The sequence below is a fragment of the Leifsonia sp. PARNA 1/14 genome (genome assembly GCF_055720965.1).
This window is the reverse complement of record NZ_JBVQSP010000003.1, coordinates 336602-353959: the sequence shown is the minus strand read 5'-3', so window position 1 is coordinate 353959 and position 17358 is coordinate 336602. Positions and strand designations below refer to the sequence as shown.

General features: G+C 69.8%; 18 protein-coding genes. 14 read left to right on the top strand and 4 right to left on the bottom strand.

Annotation, left to right across the window (positions count from 1 at the left end; translation table 11 throughout):
* Positions 1-75 precede the first annotated feature (75 nt).
* Positions 76-477, bottom strand: coding sequence for a nuclear transport factor 2 family protein (locus AC0HS0_RS11195; protein WP_472964065.1), 402 nt, complete (start codon positions 475-477; stop codon positions 76-78).
* 173 nt (positions 478-650) lie between these two features.
* On the opposite strand from AC0HS0_RS11195, the gene AC0HS0_RS11190 reads away from it, so the two are divergent.
* From AC0HS0_RS11190 to AC0HS0_RS11145, 10 genes are all read left to right on the top strand, one after another.
* Positions 651-1655, top strand: a complete 1005-nt coding sequence (locus AC0HS0_RS11190) for a LacI family DNA-binding transcriptional regulator (RefSeq protein WP_472964063.1) — start codon at positions 651-653, stop codon at positions 1653-1655.
* Positions 1656-1790: 135 nt separating this feature from the next.
* On the top strand, positions 1791-3887 hold the full coding sequence (locus tag AC0HS0_RS11185) for a beta-galactosidase (RefSeq protein WP_472964062.1): 2097 nt from the start codon (positions 1791-1793) through the stop codon (positions 3885-3887).
* A 29-nt stretch (positions 3888-3916) separates the two neighbouring features.
* Positions 3917-5275: an ABC transporter substrate-binding protein gene (locus AC0HS0_RS11180; protein WP_472964061.1), complete on the top strand. Its 1359-nt coding sequence runs from the start codon at positions 3917-3919 to the stop codon at positions 5273-5275.
* 72 nt (positions 5276-5347) lie between these two features.
* Complete coding sequence (locus AC0HS0_RS11175) at positions 5348-6301, top strand: carbohydrate ABC transporter permease (protein WP_472964059.1); 954 nt, start codon at positions 5348-5350, stop codon at positions 6299-6301.
* On the top strand, positions 6294-7232 hold the full coding sequence (locus tag AC0HS0_RS11170; RefSeq protein WP_472964058.1) for a carbohydrate ABC transporter permease: 939 nt from the start codon (positions 6294-6296) through the stop codon (positions 7230-7232). The genes AC0HS0_RS11175 and AC0HS0_RS11170 overlap by 8 nt, the downstream gene beginning before the upstream one ends.
* 57 nt (positions 7233-7289) lie before the next feature.
* Positions 7290-7625: an ArsR/SmtB family transcription factor gene (locus AC0HS0_RS11165; protein WP_472964057.1), complete on the top strand. Its 336-nt coding sequence runs from the start codon at positions 7290-7292 to the stop codon at positions 7623-7625.
* Complete coding sequence (locus AC0HS0_RS11160) at positions 7622-8125, top strand: SRPBCC family protein (protein ID WP_472964056.1); 504 nt, start codon at positions 7622-7624, stop codon at positions 8123-8125. The genes AC0HS0_RS11165 and AC0HS0_RS11160 overlap by 4 nt, the downstream gene beginning before the upstream one ends.
* An 11-nt stretch (positions 8126-8136) precedes the next feature.
* Positions 8137-8526, top strand: a complete 390-nt coding sequence (locus AC0HS0_RS11155; protein ID WP_472964054.1) for a VOC family protein — start codon at positions 8137-8139, stop codon at positions 8524-8526.
* Between the two features lie 24 nt (positions 8527-8550).
* Positions 8551-9339, top strand: coding sequence for a sugar phosphate isomerase/epimerase family protein (locus AC0HS0_RS11150; RefSeq protein WP_472964052.1), 789 nt, complete (start codon positions 8551-8553; stop codon positions 9337-9339).
* A complete protein-coding gene (locus tag AC0HS0_RS11145; RefSeq protein WP_472964050.1) occupies positions 9336-10226 on the top strand; it encodes a TolB family protein in 891 nt (296 codons plus the stop codon). The genes AC0HS0_RS11150 and AC0HS0_RS11145 overlap by 4 nt, the downstream gene beginning before the upstream one ends.
* Here AC0HS0_RS11145 and AC0HS0_RS11140 read toward each other — a convergent pair.
* Positions 10208-11167: a LysR family transcriptional regulator gene (locus AC0HS0_RS11140; RefSeq protein WP_472964049.1), complete on the bottom strand. Its 960-nt coding sequence runs from the start codon at positions 11165-11167 to the stop codon at positions 10208-10210. The two genes, AC0HS0_RS11145 and AC0HS0_RS11140, sit on opposite strands and share 19 nt — an antisense overlap.
* 123 nt (positions 11168-11290) lie before the next feature.
* Between AC0HS0_RS11140 and AC0HS0_RS11135 the strand changes: the two genes are divergently transcribed.
* Genes AC0HS0_RS11135 through lysA form a run of 4 tightly spaced genes read left to right on the top strand, consistent with a single transcriptional unit; the run spans position 11291 to position 16600 of the window.
* Positions 11291-12835: an aminotransferase class I/II-fold pyridoxal phosphate-dependent enzyme gene (locus tag AC0HS0_RS11135; protein ID WP_472964047.1), complete on the top strand. Its 1545-nt coding sequence runs from the start codon at positions 11291-11293 to the stop codon at positions 12833-12835.
* A gap of 60 nt (positions 12836-12895) precedes the next feature.
* The gene (locus AC0HS0_RS11130; protein ID WP_472964045.1) at positions 12896-14392 is read left to right on the top strand and encodes an amino acid permease; all 1497 of its coding nucleotides are present in this window, start codon (positions 12896-12898) and stop codon (positions 14390-14392) included.
* The gene (locus AC0HS0_RS11125) at positions 14389-15294 is read left to right on the top strand and encodes a universal stress protein (RefSeq protein ID WP_472964043.1); all 906 of its coding nucleotides are present in this window, start codon (positions 14389-14391) and stop codon (positions 15292-15294) included. Before AC0HS0_RS11130 ends, AC0HS0_RS11125 begins: the two co-directional genes overlap by 4 nt.
* A gap of 46 nt (positions 15295-15340) precedes the next feature.
* Positions 15341-16600, top strand: a complete 1260-nt coding sequence (gene lysA, locus AC0HS0_RS11120; RefSeq protein ID WP_472964041.1) for a diaminopimelate decarboxylase — start codon at positions 15341-15343, stop codon at positions 16598-16600.
* Positions 16601-16607: 7 nt separating this feature from the next.
* Here the strand turns inward: lysA and AC0HS0_RS11115 are convergent, their stop codons facing one another.
* Complete coding sequence (locus tag AC0HS0_RS11115) at positions 16608-16940, bottom strand: hypothetical protein (RefSeq protein ID WP_472964040.1); 333 nt, start codon at positions 16938-16940, stop codon at positions 16608-16610.
* Positions 16941-16947: 7 nt separating this feature from the next.
* Entirely contained in the window at positions 16948-17358 is a 411-nt protein-coding gene (locus AC0HS0_RS11110) for a GNAT family N-acetyltransferase (protein ID WP_472964039.1), read from the bottom strand.

Genomic DNA, 17358 nt, shown 5'->3' with positions numbered 1-17358 from the left:
CGTCCCGCGGGCTGCGACACCTCTCGTGACGGCAAGGGCATGCGGGCTGCCACACTGTCGGCCGGGTCGATCCAGCTACCCCTCGACAACGGTGTCGCCGTGCCGGTGGGCGACCATCCATCGGCCGTTCTCGCGCCGGTACACCTGCGTCGCCCGCAACGTGTAGGTGCGCGGTTCTCCGTCGATGGAGGTGGAGGTGTGCTCCAGTGCCGCGGTGTAGGCCAGGTCGCCGACGACATCGAACGCGATCAGGTCGACGGTCGACGACGTGCAGTCCGAGAAGCTGGAGGCGAGTGCCGCGAAGAGCTCGTCGATCTCGTGCTGACCCGTCGCGTTGCGCCAGGCGCCGAGGACGCTGACCGGCTCGTTCCGCGACCACAGGGCGCGTCGAGGACCCGGATCGCCATTGTGCAGCGCGAGCTCCGCCTCGAACAGCGGACCCCGGAACCACTCCAGAAAGTCGTCACGGGCTGTCATGCCCCCAGGCTCCTCCGCTCAGCCGCATGACGGCAAGGGCATGCGTGCTGCCACTCTCTACGGGCCGACCCGGCAGCCTGGGTGACGGAGGTGCGCGCCGCAGGGTTCGACGATCGAGGAGTCTTCCAGTGGTGAGGCGCGGCATTCTTCGCCGCTGCCCCTAAACTGCATGCATGAAGCGGGCCACCATCTACGACGTGGCACGGCGCGCCGGGGTCTCGCACCAGACGGTGACCCGTTACCTCAACGGGTTCGAGGGGATCCGGCCGGCCACGCGCGAGAAGGTGCAGGCCGCGCTGACGGAGCTGGACTACCGGCCGAACGGAGCGGCCCGCTGGCTGCGGACGCGGCAGTCCAACCGGATCGGCATCCTCGCGCACCGGATGGAGCTCTCGGGTCCTGGCCGGATCATCGCCGGTGCGACGACGGCCGCGCGGCGCCGCGGGTTCGTGCTCGACATCGCGTCGATGGACGGTGAGGACTCCGCTTCGGTCGACGAGGCGCTCGACGTCATCATGGAGCACCAGATCGCGGGGGTCTTCGCCACAGCGCAGACCGAGGTCGTGCGGGAGGCGGTGGCGAGCAGGGGGCTCGACGTGCCGGTGGCGATGGACTCGGGCGAGGGGCTCGCCTCGTTCGGCGCCAATCCGCGCGCGCATCCCGGCCGCCTCGCCGCCGGTCACCTCGCCGACCTCGGGCATCGCCGCGTCGCCCTCGTGAACGGTCCACGGGTGTGGATCGCCTCCGGGGAGCGCCGGAGCGGATTCCTCGAAGTCGCCGCCGAGCGCGGCCTGGAGGTGGTGTGGGAGGCCGAGGGCGACTGGTCGGCCGAGTCCGGCTACCGGGCGTCGGCGCAGCTGCCCGACGGGGTGACGGCCGTCGCGGTGACGAACGACAGCATGGCGATCGGCCTGATCTACGGGCTCGCCGAGCGCGGCATCCGCGTCCCGGAGGACGTCAGCGTGATCGGCATGGACGACGCTCCCGAGGCGCGGTTCCACCTGCCCCCGCTGTCGACCGTCCGGCTCGACTTCGAGGGGGAGGGCGCGTACCTGATGAACATGCTCATCGCCAAGATCGAGGGCGACGACCTCTCGACGGTTCCCGGCTACCGCCTCCCGGAGCTGGTGGCGCGCGGATCGACCGCCGCGGTCCGCCCGGCGGGGACTCTCAGGTAACCATCCGGTCACGGGGTCTTGTGACGGCGCGCGAGGCTGTGTAATCTAACGATCACCCCAAATGTTGTCGACAACATTTTCTTGTCACGCGACGAGATGTTGTCGACAACAGAGTGATGACGCGGAAGGTCGACGATGACGCTGAACCCCCAGTTCCCCGGTGTGCTCTTCGGAGCCGCCTATTACGCGGAGTACCAGGAGGAGGGGACGCTCGACCGCGATCTCGACCTGATGGTGGAGGCCGGCTTCACTGTCATCCGGGTGGGCGAGTCGGTGTGGTCGACGTGGGAGCCGCGCAACGGCGAGTTCGACCTCGACTGGCTGCAGCCGGTGCTCGACGGGGCGCACGCCCGGGGCATCGCGGTCATCCTGGGCACGCCGACGTACGCGATCCCGCCGTGGCTGCAGACCCTGCACCCGGAGATCGCCTCGGTGGACGGGCAGGGGCACGCGCTCGGCTGGGGCGCCCGGCAGGAGATGGACCAGTCGGTGCCGGTCTACCGCTGGTACGCCGAGCGCATCATCCGCAAGGTCGTCGCCCGGTACGCCGACCACCCGGCCGTGATCGGGTACCAAGTGGACAACGAGCCGGGCAACAACCTCCCGCACAACGAGAGCACCTTCCAGGCGTTCGTCTCGTGGCTGCGCGCCCGCTATGGCACGGTCGAGCGGCTGAACGCGGAGTGGGGCCTGGTCTACTGGTCGCACCGGATCGCCGAGTGGTCCGAGCTGTGGCGCCCGGGTGGCAACCTCATGCCGCAGTACCAGCTCGAGTGGCGGCGCTTCCAGGGTGAGCAGGCCACCGATCTGATCGCGTGGCAGGCCGAGATCGTCCGCGAGTACGCCCGCGACGACCAGTTCGTCACGACGTGCATCTCGTACTCGCGTCCGCAGATCTCGGACGACGAGCTGGCGGCCTCCCTCGACATCACGGCGGGCAACCCGTACTACCTGATGCAGGACGGACTCTCCGGCGACGTCGACCTGCCGCGGCGGGCCGACTGGTGGCACACCGGGCCGTGGGCGTTGTTCCAGTGGGGCGACCACGCCTTCTCGTCGCGGCAGGAGCGATTCCTCGTCACCGAGACCAACGCCCAGTCCATCGGCGGCCCGTGGCAGAACCAGCCGCCGTACCCGGGGCAGATCAAGCAGGCCGCGTTCGCCCTCGTGGCCCGCGGCTCCCGGATGGTCGAGTACTGGCACTGGCACACCCTCCACTTCGGCGTCGAGACGTACTGGGGCGGCGTGCTGCCGCACAGCCAGGTGCCCGGCCGCATCTATCGCGAGGTGGCCGCGCTCGGCGCGAGCCTGAAGCTCATCGGCGGCGCCCTCGACGGCTTCGAGCCGGACGCCGACGTGCTGATGCTCTACTCCACGGACACCAAGTGGTCGTTCGAGACCTACCCGCCGCTGGCGGCGGAGGACGGCGGGCCGGACGCCCGGTCGTACGCCCGGATCATCGACGCGTTCTACCGCGGCCTCAGCGAGGCGGGCGCACAGGTGCGCGTGCAGCACACCCGGCAGTTCGTGGAGCAGGCCGCCGCCGACCTCGTCGCGGCGTATCCGGTGCTGATCGCCGCGGGCGAGTACGTCGCCGACGATGCGGCGCTCGACGGTCTGCGCGCCTACGCCGAGGCCGGGGGCCACCTCGTGCTCGGCATCCGGACCGGCTACGGCGACGAGCTCGCCCGTGCTCGCCGCGGCGTGGCTCCCGACCGCCTGCACGATGCCGCCGGCGTCTGGTACGACGAGTACAGCAACCTCGCCGAACCGTTGGCGGTGACCTCCGAAGGGTTCGAACTCGAACCCGGCTCGGAGGCGACCGCCTGGGTGGACGTGCTCAACCTCGACGGCGCCGAGACGCTCGTCCGGTACGCGCCGACCGAGCTCGGGGCGGAGGCGTCCATCACGACCACGTCGTTCGGCGCCGGCCGTGTGACCTACGTGGGCACGGTGCCGAACGAACCGTTCGCCCGCAGCATCGCGCGGTGGCTCGTCCCGGAGACCGCGGCCGCCGCCTGGCGCGCGCAGAAGCCCGTCACCGTCAGCACGGGCCGCACCGACACGGGCTCCCTCGCGTTCGTGCACAACTGGTCGGCGGCCGAGCACGTCGTGACCGTGCCCGTCGACAGCGTCCATGTCGAGACCGGCGAGCGGTACGCCGCCGGCACCCCATACACCCTCGGAGCGCGCGACGTCGCCGTGTTCGAGGCCGCCGACTCACAGGCTTGAGACGGAACACCAAGAGAAAGAGAACGCTCATGAGGAAGAAAGCACCGAGGACAGCAGTGGCGCTGGGCACCGGCCTCCTGGCTGTCGCGCTCGCGCTCACCGGCTGCACGGGAGGCGGTGGCGGCTCGACCGACAACACCAAGGCCGTGTCGCAGTCCGAGATCGACAAGGCGATGAAGACGCCGACGAACCTCACCTTCTGGACCTGGGTCCCCGACATCAAGAACGAAGTGGCGCTCTTCGAGAAGAAGTACCCGGCTATCAAGGTCGACGTCGAGAACGTGGGCCAAGGCGCCGCGCACTACCAGAAGCTGCGCACCGCGCTGAAGGCGGGCAAGGGCGCCCCGGACGTGGCGCAGATGGAGTTCCAGTACATCTCGTCGTTCACCGTCACCGACAGCCTCCTGAACCTCGCCCCCTACGGAGCGTCGTCACTCGGCGACCAGTACGTGCCGTGGGTGTGGAACCAGGTGAAGCAGGGCGACGCGGTCTACGCCGTCCCGCAGGACTCCGGGCCGATGGGCAATCTCTATCGCGAAGACATCCTCGCGAAGGCCGGTATCACCACCGCGCCGAAGACCTGGGACGAGTACGCGGCCGACGCCGCGACGGTCAAGGAGAAGACCGGCGTCTACATGTCCAACCTCGCCTCCGGTCAGGCCGGCCAGATGCTCGGACTGCTGTGGCAGGCCGGCGTCAAGCCGTTCGGCTACGACGGGAAGAAGGGCGTGAAGGTCGACGTGAACAGCGCGGAGGCCAAGAAGGTCGCCGCCTACTGGCAGGACCTCGTGCAGAAGGGATACGTCTCGACCGACCCCGACTTCACCGACAGCTGGTACCAGGGCCTGGCCAACGGCAAGTACGCCGGCTGGCTCACCGCGGCCTGGGGGCCGGTCTTCCTGCAGGGCACCGCGGCCAAGACCTCGGGACTCTGGAGGGCGGCCGAGCTTCCCCAGACGCCGGGCGTCAAGGCCGCGTCGGGCAACTGGGGCGGGTCCTCCGACGTGGTGCTGAAGTCGACGAAGAACTCGATCGCCGCGTACGAGCTGGCCAAGTTCATCAACAACGACCCGGAGTCGACGCTGATGCTCGCGAACAAGCAGTTCCTGTTCCCGACGTCGAACGCGACGTTGAAGGATCCGCAGTTCGTCGACCAGCAGTCCGCGTTCTACGGCGGTCAGAAGGTCAACGAGCTGTTCGCGAACATCTCGACCACGGTCGACACCAAGTTCGACTGGCTGCCCTACATGGACTACGCCTATTCGAGCTACACCGAGACGGTGGGCAAGGCCCTGTCGTCCAAGGGCGACTTGTCTGCAGGCCTCGACGCCTGGCAGAAGGCGCTCGTGAGCTACGGGACGCAACAGGGCTTCTCGGTCAACAAGTGACATCCGCGGCCGGCGGCGGGACCGACCCCCGCCGCCGGCCCCGGCGCATCGGCACGAACGAAGGAGTTCATCATGACCCAGTCCGTCGCACCCGACCGGGTGCGCACGCGGGAGCACGCGGGGAGGGCGCGCCCGCGGCGCAGCGCCAACCAGCGCCGGCTCAACCGCGCCGCGTATCTGTTCGTGGCTCCCTTCATGGTCGTGTTCGTCGTGATGCTGCTCCTGCCGCTGTTCTACTCGGGCTATCTCAGCCTCTTCACGACGCAGCTGATCGGCGGCCAGAGTTTCGCGTGGTTCGCCAACTACATCCGGGCGTTCACCGATCCCGACTTCCTCGCCGGACTCGGGCGCATGGCCCTCTTCCTCGTGATCCAGGTGCCGATCATGCTGGCGCTCTCGCTGTTCTTCGCGCTCGCGCTCGACAGCGGACGAGTCCGGGGGTCCGTGGCTCTTCGGCTGCTGATCTTCCTGCCGTTCGCGGTCCCGGGTGTCGTGGCCACGCTGATGTGGGGATACCTCTACGGCAACGACTTCGGCCCCATCGCTCAGGTCTTCCGCGCGATCGGACTGGGAGCGCCCGACCTCCTGAGCGCGCAGAACATGCTCGGCTCGATGATGAACATCGTCACGTGGGGGTTCGTCGGCTACAACATGATCATCATGTACGCCGCTCTGCGGTCGATCCCCGCCGAACTGTTCGAGGCCGCCGAGATCGACGGCGCAAGCCAGTGGCGGGTCGCCTGGAGCATCAAGATCCCCGCCATCCGCCCGGCGATCATACTCACCGTCATCTTCTCGATCATCGGCACGTTCCAGCTCTTCAACGAGCCGAGCCTGCTGCACGCGATCGCGCCCAACGTCATCGATAACGGCTACACGCCGAACTACTACGCCTACAACCTCGCCTTCACCAACCAGGACGTCAATTACGCGGCCGCCATCGCCTTCCTGCTCGGGCTCGTGATCGCCGTCGTGTCCTACGTGGTGCAGCTCTCCACCCAGCGCAAGGAGGCCCGCAATGACTGAGACGGCGACCCGACGGGCACCGGCATCCACCTCGGACGCGGCCTCCCGGCGCTCGGCCGCTCGGCGCACCAGGGGCTATAGCCGCGAGCGACGGCGCAGCACCCTGCTGACGGTGCTGCTCTGGATCTGCGCGCTCTACTTCGTGCTGCCGATCGTCTGGCTGTTCATCGCCTCCACGAAGAACAACGGCGACCTCTTCAGCACCTTCGGCTTCGCGTTCGGGCACTCGTTCGACCTGTTCGCGAACATCGCGGCCGTGTTCACCGCGCAGAACGGCATCTACGTGCACTGGGCGATCAACACGCTCGTGTACGCGGTGGTGAGCGCCGTCGGTGCGTCGCTGCTGGCGACGATGGCCGGCTACGCGTTCGCCAAGTACCGGTTCCCGGGAGCGATCGTGATGTTCAGCGTCGTACTGGGTGCGATCATGATCCCGCTGACCGCTCTGGCGCTGCCGACTTACCTGATGTTCAGCCAGCTCGACATCACGAACACCCCGGCAGCTGTCATCGTGCCGTCGCTGGTCAGCCCCTTCGGGGTCTTTCTGATGCGCGTGTACGCGGCGGACGCCATCCCCGACTCGATGATCGAGGCCGGCCGGGTGGATGGCGCGGGCGAGTTCCGGATCTTCTGGCAGGTGGGCCTGCGCCTCCTCTCGCCCGGGATCGTCACCGTCTTCCTGTTCGCCCTGGTCGGGACGTGGAACAACTACTTCCTGCCGCTGATCATGCTGAACAGCTCGGAGCTCTACCCGCTCACGGTCGGGCTCGCGCAGCAGCAGGCGACCAGCGCTGCGGGAGGCGGGTCCCAGGCGCTGTTCTCCGTCGTGATCACCGGCTCGCTCGTGTCGATCATCCCGCTCGTCATCGCCTTCCTCTTCCTGCAGCGGTACTGGACGACCGGACTCGCGAGCGGGAGCGTGAAGGAGTGATCGTCGGGCGTTTGATTCGGCTTGTGCTTAATTAAGCGATCGCTGTAGTATGGTCTCATGACCGCAGCCCCCACGACCGCCTTCGCCGCGCTGGCCGACCCGACCCGCTCGGAGATCGTCGACCTCCTGGCGCGGCGGGGCGAGCTTGCCGCCGGCGACATCTCCGCCGGGTTCGCGAGCAGCGCCTCCGCCATCTCGCAGCACCTCAAAGTGCTGCGGGAGGCGGGGCTCGTCACCGTCGAGAAGCGGGCGCAGCAGCGGGTCTACCGGCTGGACGCCGGTGCGATCGGCGAGGTCGAGAGCTGGCTCTCCGACCGTGCGGGGTTGTGGAACGCGCGACTCGACAGCATGGCCGCGTACCTCGAGAAGACCAGAACAGAGGAGACGAAATGAGCGACGACACGACGGAGATCGTGGTGAACCGCATCCTGAACGCACCGGTCGAGACGGTGTGGCGACTGTGGACCGATCCCGAGCTGGTCACCGAGTGGTGGGGTCCGGAGGACTACACATCGCCCTCCGCGTCGATCGACCTGCGCGAGGGCGGCTCGTACGTCTTCAGCATGCAGGCCCCCGACTACCAGGGCGGCGCCGAGAGCTTCACCGGCGGCGTGTACACGAAGATCGTCCCCTTCGAGCGCCTCGACTTCACGCAGAGCATCACGGACGCGGACGGCGAGCCGTTGCCGGCCGACCAGCTCCCGGAGGGGTTCACGCAGGGCATCCGGACGTCGGTCGAGTTCGCCGCCGTCGGCGGCCTCACCGAGCTGACCATCACCGAGCGGGGCTGGAGCCGCAGCCTGATGTCCGTCTTCGCCTACGCGGGTATGCACCAGTCGCTCGACAAGCTCACGACGGACGTCCTCCGTCGCCTGAGCGCGCTCGCCGGCTGAGGAGGACGCTCATGGACATGAGGCTGGAACTCGTGCCGATCCCCGTCTCGGACGTGGACCGCGCCAAGGCCTTCTACGCCGACACGATCGGCTTCGCGCTCGACCACGACGTCGAACCCGGCAACGGGATGCGGATCGTCCAGCTCACGCCGCCAGGCTCGGCATGCTCCATCGCGTTCGGCACGGGAATGGGGACCGGTACCCCCGAGGAGGGCGCCGTGAAGGGTCTGCACCTGGTCGTCGACGACATCGATGCCGTGCGCGACGAACTCCTGTCGCGAGGTGCCGAGGTGGGCGGGATCCGCGATATGGGCGGTGTGCGGTTCGCGTACTTCAGCGACCCGGACGGGAACACCTGGGAGCTGCAGGATCTGAGCGCGATGCGCCCGCCGGGGATGTGACTCCGGCGACGATACGATCGGACCATGCCCGCAGCCCCGATCTCCGTCCAGTTGTGGAGCGTCCGCGAAGAAATCGAGCAGCTCGGCTGGGATGCCGTGATCGACACTCTGGCCGAGACCGGGTTCACCGCCGTCGAGCCCTTCGCGATCGCCGACACCCTGCCCCTCCTCGCCCCTGCGCTGGCGCGCACAGGGATCCGCACGCCGACCGTCCACGGCGATCTCACCGGCTCCCAGCTGCCGCGAACGCTGGAGGCCGCTGCGACCGCGGAGGCCACGCTCGTCATGCATCCCTCGTTCGAGGCGGCGCGCTGGCACGAGCCAGACGGGGTCGCGCGCATCGCGGATGATCTCGCAGCGGCGGAGGCCGCGGCGTCGGAGTACGGGATGCGGGTCGCGTTCCACAATCACGACGACGACCTCCGCGTGCGATCGAACGGCCGTCCGGCCCTCCTCGACCTCATGGACCGCGTGGGGCCGGGCGCGGGCGTCGAGTTCGACCCGTACTGGGCGACGATCGCCGGCGTCGACGTCATGGCGACGATCCGCGACCTGGGAGACAAGATCTTCGCGATCCACCTCAAGGATGGCCCGCTCGACGGCACGAACGAAGACCAGGTCGCGGTGGGCGACGGGGAGCTCGACTGGCCGGGCCTGCTGCGTGCCGTGCCCGCACAGGTTCCGCGCGTGATCGGGCTCGACATGTTCGCCGGACCCACTCTCGACGCCGTCATCCGCAGCTACCGGCGGCTCGTCGCGCTGACCGCTGAGCACGATGCCGAGACCGCGAACGAGAGCGAGGCCGGCCGATGACCGACCAGCCCTCGTTCCGCGTCCTGGCGCCGGGCCAGCGGGCACGGATCCGTGTCTGGGACCGCGACGAACGCTCTCTGCGCACGGTGCACGAGTCGACGGACCGTCTCTACGAGGCGCCGAACTGGACTCCCGACGGCCGGCTCGTGGTCAACGGCGACGGCAGGCTCTGGACGCTGCCGGTCGACGGAACGGGATCACCGAAGCCGGTGGAGGCCGCCGGCCTCCCCGAGGTGAACAACGACCACGTGCTCTCCCCGGGCGGCGACGAGATCTACGCGTCGGCGAACGACTGGCACATCTGGCGCGTCCCGTCGGCGGGCGGCGTCGCCGAGCGGATCACCCCGGACGACGGCGCCATGCACTTCCTGCACGGCGTCCGGCCGGACGGAGCGCGGCTCGCCTATGTGCAGTTGCGGCCCGAGGGCGACAACTGGTGGGCGTCGGCCACCATCCGCACCATCGCCGTCGACGGGACGGACGATCGCGCCGTGACGACCCACCCGGGACCGGCCGACGGCTCCGAGTGGACCCCGGACGGCGGATGGATCCTCTTCAACACCGAGCAGTTCTCACCTGGCCACGCGCAACTCGCCCGCATCAGGGAGGACGGGTCCGGGCTCGAGCAGTTCACGTTCGACGAGCGGGTCAACTGGTTCCCGCACCCCGCGCCGACCGGCGAGTACATCGTCTACCTCAGCTATCCGACGGGGACCACCGGACATCCGGCCGACCTCCCGGTCGAGCTGCGACTGGTGACGGGCGACGACTGGCAGGCCGCGGAGACGATCGTGGAGCTCTTCGGCGGCCAGGGCACCATCAACGTCCCGAGCTGGTCGCCGGACGGCACCGCGTTCGCGTTCGTCGACTACCCGGTAGGTGACTGAACGACTTCGCCGTCCGCGCCTCCCGCTCGCGCAGCGAACCCGTCCCGCACCGCGGCGACGAGGTGGCGCACCGCCGAGGAGGGGCGGCGGCTCCCGTCCTCCGCGGCCGTCGCCACGAGGATCGAGCGGACGAACGACGGGTCGTGGATCGGCCGCAACACGATGCCGGGGTGCGCGGCGGCCGTCGCGAGGCTCGGGATGACGCCGACCACCATCCGGGCGGCGGTCATGCCGAGCAGGACCTGGAAGTCGTCGGTCCGGATCGCGACGTCCAGCACGTGCCCCTCCGCCGCGAACGCGTCGGCGACGATGCGGTCCATGGCGTCCTCCGCGGAGGTGGCGAAGACCCAGCGCTCGCCACGGAGCGACAGCATGTCAGCCAGATCGATGGAGGGGCGCGACGCGAGCGGGTGGCCGGCGGGCAGAGCGAGCATCAGCGGATCGCGGTACACCTCCATCGTCTGCACGTTCGGGCGGAACGGCAGGTCGTAGCCCGGCACGGTGTAGACGAGCGCGGCGTCGAACGCACCGCGGTTGATCCCGTCGACGAGCGCGGGGACCTCCTCGAACGTCGTGTCGATCTCGATGCCGAGGTCGCCGACGCGGGCCGCGACGAAGGGGAGGATGCTCGCGGCTGCCGTCGCGAACGTCCCGAACCGCAGGCGCACCCGTCCCAGCTGGCCGAACTCGCGAGCGTCGCCGATCGCCCGCTCGCTGAGCGTGAGGATCTCCTGCGCCCGCTCGAGCAGGAGCATCCCGACCGGAGTCAGTCGGCTGCCGCGGGGTGAGCGCACGAGCACCGGCGAGCCGACCAGTCGCTCCAGGTTCTTCAGGTGGTAGTCGACGGTCGGCTGGCCCCAGCCCAGGCGGCGCGCGGCCGCCGTGACCGAGCCCTCGGCATGCACCGCTCGGAGCGCCTCGAACTGTCGCAGATCCGCCATCGGATCCCCTGTCTGGATATGGGTGTGGCCACTCGCGAGGGGTGACGAGTGACATACAGTCTATGTGGGTAGGGCGAACTTCGGGGGATTCTCGCCGAGGGACGCCGCCTCCACGATGGAGGAATGGCCCCCACCCGCTCCTCCGCCATCGACGGCTCGCGCCCTGTGCCCACTGCCGACCTCCGTCACTGGGAGACGCCGTACGCGGACGCGCTGGAGCGTCATGCGGCGCGCGGTCCGCTCCCGCTGATGGTTCCGGGGCACGGCGGCGACGAGCTCGGGCTGAGCGCGCGGCTCGCCGACTTCCTCGGGCAGCGGGCGCTGGAGCTCGACGTGCCGATGCTGCTCGACGACATCGACGTGGGCCAGGACTCGCCGCTGAGCCGCTCCCTCGACCTCGCGGCGGACGCGTGGGGCGCGCGCCGCACCTGGTTCCTGACCGGAGGCGCATCGCAGGCCAACCGGATCGCCGCGCTGGCCGTGCGGGGGCTCGGCGAGAACATCCTGTCGCAGCGGAGCGCGCATTCCAGCTTCAGCGACGGCGTGCTCTCGGCGGGGCTGGCGCCGTCGTTCGTGCTGCCCTCCCTCGACACCGCCAACGGCGTCGCGCACGGCGTCTCGCCGGCCTCCCTCGACGAGGCGCTGACCGCTGCCGAGCGCGCCGGGCGCCCCGCGGACTCCGTCTATGTCGTGTCGCCCAGCTATTTCGGCTCCGTCGCGGACGTCGCCGGCCTCGCGCGGGTCGCGCACGCGCACGGCGCGCCGCTCATCGTCGACGGCGCCTGGGGGCCGCACTTCGGCTTCCACCCGAGCCTCCCGGAGTCGCCCGCCCGGCTCGGGGCGGACCTGGTGGTCTCGAGCACCCACAAGCTGGGCGGCTCCCTCACCCAGTCCGCCATGCTGCACCTCGGCCACGGTCCGTTCGCCGACGCACTCGAGCCGCTCGTCGAGCGGGCCGTCTCGATCACCGCGTCGACCTCCACGTCGGCGTTGCTGCAGGCCTCGCTCGACATCGCTCGTCACTCGCTCGCCACGGGGGAGGAACTGATCGGCCGGTCCATCGTGGTCGCCGACGCGTTCCGGGAGGCGCTGCGGGGCGACCCGCGCTTCGGCGTGCTCAGCGACGGCTTCGGCGCGTTCGACGACATCGTCGCCGTCGACCCGCTGCGCGTCGCGATCGACGTCTCGGGCACCGGGGTCAGCGGGCACTGGCTGCGTCAGCGTCTCATCGACGCCGACGGGATCTTCTTCGAGATGTCGACGGCGACCACCTTGGTCGCGCTCATCGGCGCCGGCAAGACGCCGGATCTCGACCGGGCGCACCGGGCGCTCGCCGCGGCGGCGGACTCGGTGGAGGCACACGCCGAGCGATCGACCGGAGGCGCCGAGGAGTTCCCCGCGCTGCCCGCGTCCGGCGCGCTGCGGACGCTGCCGCGCGACGCGTTCTTCGCCGACACCGACCTCGTGCCCGCGGCGGAGGCCGTCGGACGCGTCTCGGCCGACACGCTCGCCGCCTACCCGCCCGGGATCCCGAATCTCATCCCCGGCGAGGAGATCACGGCCGAGACCGTGGCCTTCCTGCAGGCGGTCGCCGCCTCCCCGTCCGGCTATGTGCGCGGCGCCGTCGACCCGGAGGTCCAGCGCTTCCGGGTGACCGCCCGCGACTGAGCTCGCACTCGAACCACATCGGATCTCGCAGAACCCCCACCATTCAAAGGAGACTGGTATATGCCCACAATCGCTCAGCAGCTGCTGCGCAGAAAGCCCACGACGCCTCCCGGCGCCGGGGAAGCGCACCTGAAACGCAGCATCGGCCTCTTCTCGCTGACCATGATCGGCGTCGGCGGGACGCTCGGCACGGGAATCTTCTTCATCCTGTCCCAGGCGGTTCCGGTCGCCGGCCCCGCGGTGATCTGGTCGTTCGTCATCGGCGGCGTCGTCGCCGGCCTCACCGCGCTCTGTTACGCCGAGATGGCGGGCGCGGTCCCGGCCTCCGGCTCGACCTACTCCTACGCGTACGCGACACTCGGCGAAGGCACCGCGATGGCGGTCGGAGCCTGTCTGCTGCTGGAGTACGGCGTCTCGACAGCGGCTGTCGCCGTCGGCTGGTCGCAGTACGTCAACCAGCTGCTGCAGAACCTGTTCGGCTGGCAGCTCCCGGTGCAGCTCTCCCAGGCCCCGGAGCAGGGCGGCATCGTCAACATCCCCGCCGTGATCGTCATCGTGCTCTGCTCGCTGCTGCTGCTGCGCGGAGCGCGCGAGTCCACGACGATCAACAGCATCATGGTGGTCATCAAGATCGCGGTCGTCGTGTTCTTCTGCGCCGTCGCGTTCACGGGGTGGAACGCCGACCACTTCCACAACTTCGCACCGGCCGGATTCGCGGGCATCGTCGGAGGCGCCGGAATCATCTTCTTCTCGTTCGTCGGCCTCGACGCGGTGTCGACGGCCGGTGAGGAGGCGAAGAACCCGAAGCGCAACCTGCCGCTCGCGATCATCTTCGCGCTGGTGATCATCATTTTGCTGTACGTCGCCACGAGTCTCGCGGCCCTCGGCGCTCAGGCTCCGGAGAAGTTCGCGAACCAGGACGCGGGACTCGCCGCGATCCTGCAGAACATCATCGGCTCCTCCTGGCCAGGTACCATCGTGGCGATCGGCGCGATCATCTCGATCTTCTCGGTCACCCTCGTCGTGCTCTACGGGCAGACGCGCATCCTGTTCGCGATGTCGCGCGACGGGATGATCCCGCCGGTGTTCGCGAAGGTCAACCCGCGGTCGATGACCCCGGTGCGCAACACCGTCATCGTCATGATCGCCACCAGCATCCTCGCGGCGGTCGTCCCGATCGACTTCCTCGCCGAGATGACGAGCATCGGCACGCTGGTCGCCTTCCTCGTCGTGTCGCTCGGCGTCATCATCCTGCGCGTGCGGGAGCCGGAGCTGGAGCGCGGCTTCCGCCTCCCGCTCGGCTGGACCATCCCGATCCTGTCGATCGCGGGTTGCATCGCGATCATCACGCAGCTGCGCCTCATCACGATCATCGTGTTCCTGATCTGGACGGCCGTCTTCCTCGTCTTCTACTGGTTCTACGGCCGCAAGCACTCCACGCTGCAGACCGGCGCTCCGGTCGCCGACCCCGAGATCCCCTACACGAGCAACTTCGCGCAGCCGAGCAAGAGCGAGATCCGTGCGGCCGCCGAGCGCAGGAAGGCGAACCGCAAATGAGCATCGTCGTCGGAGTGGATCCCGCGCACCGGTCCGCATCCGCGCTGAACCTGGCGGCGATGCTCGCCCGGTCGGCCGGCACCGGGCTCATCGTGGCCGCCGTCGTCCCACCTGCCTGGCCGTCGACCGCGGGAGGCGCGGACGCGGAGTGGCGCGGCTACACCCGCGAGAACGCGGACAGCGCCCTCGACCACGCCGCCGCTGTGCTGGGCGGCTCGGTCGCGGCGGAGTATCTCCTGCACGAGGCGCCGTCGGCCCGGCGCGGCCTCGTGGAGCTCGCCGAGCAGCGCGAGGCGTCGCTGATCGTCGTCGGCTCGGCCGGGCACGGCGAGCCGGGGAGGATCGCGCTCGGGTCGGCGAGCGACACCCTGCTGCACGCGTCGCCGGTCCCCGTGGCGATCGCGCCCCGCGGCTACCGCACCGAGGAGGACGCGCGCGTCAGCCGGGTGACCGCCGCCTACCGGGGAACGGGCGCGTCCGCCGACCTCGTGTTCGGCGCCGCAGGAGTCGCCGCGTCGGTCGACGCGGACCTCCGGGTCGCCTCCTTCGCCGTCGTGCCACGCGACTCCGGCACGTCGGGCGCCGGGCTCGACGCCGAGGTGGCCATCGCGGACACCTGGGCGGCGGACATCGAGAAGCACGCGGCGTCGGTGGTCCGTCAGGTGTCCGAGCTGCCCGACGCTCCGGAGGTCGACGACGTCGCCGTGGGGAGGGGCGAGACCTGGGAGTCGGCCATGGCCGACATCGGCTGGGAGTCCGGCGAGGTGCTCGTCGTCGGCTCGAGCACGCTCGGCCCGATCGCCCGCGTGTTCCTCGGCTCCCACGCCGCGAAGATCCTCCGCCACTCGCCGGTGCCGGTCGTCGTCGTCCCGCACGGACTCGCCGGCCGCGAACGGGACTGAGCCTCCTCCGCACCGCACCATCAGAACCAGACCGAAAGACTCAGCGATGACCCATCCCCTCCTCGACCTCTTCCCGGCCGGAGCCGCCGTCGACCCCGACGGCACGCTCGTGGTCGGCGGCTGCCGCGTCGACGATCTCGCGCGCGAGTTCGGGACTCCGGCGATCGTCGTCGACGAGGCCTCCCTCCGGGCCAGAGCGCGCGAGTACCGCACCGCGCTCACTTCGCGCCGACCGAACGCGCGCGTCGTCTTCGCGTCGAAGGCGTTTCCGGCGACCGCCGTGCAGCGGGTCATGGTGGAGGAGGGGCTCGGCCTGGACGTCGCGGGCGGCGGCGAGATCCTCAGTGCCCTGCGGGCGGGAGTGGATCCGGCGCTCATCGTCATGCACGGCAACGCCAAGACGACGGAGGAGCTGCGGATCGCGGTGGAGGCCGGGGTCGGGTTGGTCGTCGTGGACAACGCGGACGACGTCGATCGACTCGAGCAGCTGGTCGCGCCGGGGAGCGCGCAGGGCGTCCTCGTGCGCGTCGTCCCCGACGTCGTATCGTCCACCCACCCCGCCGTTCAGACGGGCCAGGTGGGCTCCAAGTTCGGGTTGACCGCCGCGGCCGCGCGCGTCCTCATCGCCCGGATCGAGGCGAGCCCGCTGCTCGAGTTGCGCGGGGTGCACGCCCACGTCGGCTCGCAGATCATGGATCCGGCGGAGCTCGCCGCGGCCGTCGCGCCGCTCGCGGCCCTCGGCACCTTCCCGGTCTACGACCTGGGTGGCGGGCTCGGCGCCCGCTATACGACGGAGGACCGGCCGGCGTCGGTCGACGAGTACGTCGAAGCGCTGCTCGCGGCGGCCGACGAGCACCTCCCGGGCGACGCCGAGATCATCATCGAGCCCGGCCGCAGCATGGTTAACGCGTCGGCCTTCACCCTCTACACCGTCACCACGGTCAAGCGCGACGCACGCAATTTCGTCGCGGTCGACGGCGGTATGGGCGACAACCTGGAGGTCGCGCTCTTCCAGCAGCGCTTCGAGGCGGTGCTCGCCGGCCGCCTGCACGACGAGGACGCCGAGGAGGTCGTGGTGGTCGGCCGGCACTGCGAGTCGGGGGACGTGCTCATCGACCCGCTGCGGTTGCCGGTGGCGCGGGTCGGCGACCTCCTCGCGGTGCCCGCAACGGGCGCGTACACGCACACGATGGCGAACAATTACAACGGCTACCGGCGGCCGCCGGTGGTGTTCGTGCGCGACGGGGAGGCACGAGCCGTCATCCGGCGGGAGACCTGGGAGGATCTCTTCGACCGCGATCTGTGAGCGGCGGCTACTCCGCGCGTTCGAGCTGCTGCACGTCCCAGTACACGCACGCGACGAGCGAGTGCGCCGGGCAGGTGGCCGCGCCCGAGTCGTCCCGGGTGGCGATGCGGTCGAACTCGCCGCGCGCCTTGCTCAGGAGGGCAGCGAACTCCGTCTCGGTCACGACGCACTGATCGACGGTCAGCCACTCTCGCAGCAGCGCCTCCACGTCTTGGTGGTACAAGCGGGAGTCGGACCACACGCGTTGCACGATGCCCGCGATCTGGTCCTCCCGAGGAGCGGGCTCGGCGCCGTCCATGACGGGGAAGTGCGGCGGGGTCCTCGGCTTCTTCGGATTCATGGTCCTGTCACTTCCCGGGGAGCTCGCGGTCGACGAGGTCAGCGTAGTCCGGGTTGCGCTGGATGAAGGTGCGCACGATCGGACACAGGACGGTCACCGTCTTGTGCTGACGGCGCACGTCGTCGAGGACCCGCCTGATCAGTTCGGAGGCGACGCCCTGGTTGCGGTACTCGGGCAGCACGGCTGTCGACAGCAGCACCAGGCGCGTCGCGCTCGCCACGGTGTAGGGCATGCCGGCGATCGCGGTGTCGCCGACGATGGCGGTGTATGCGGCCGCCTTCTCGTCGTTCACGACGGCGAAGTCGAAGTCGGGGGTATGGGTGTCGTCCTTCACCTCGTCGATGAGCACGATCTGGTCCTGGGTGAGGGTGCCGACGCCATCCGGATAGCCGGCCTCGTCGGGGTATTCGAATGCCAT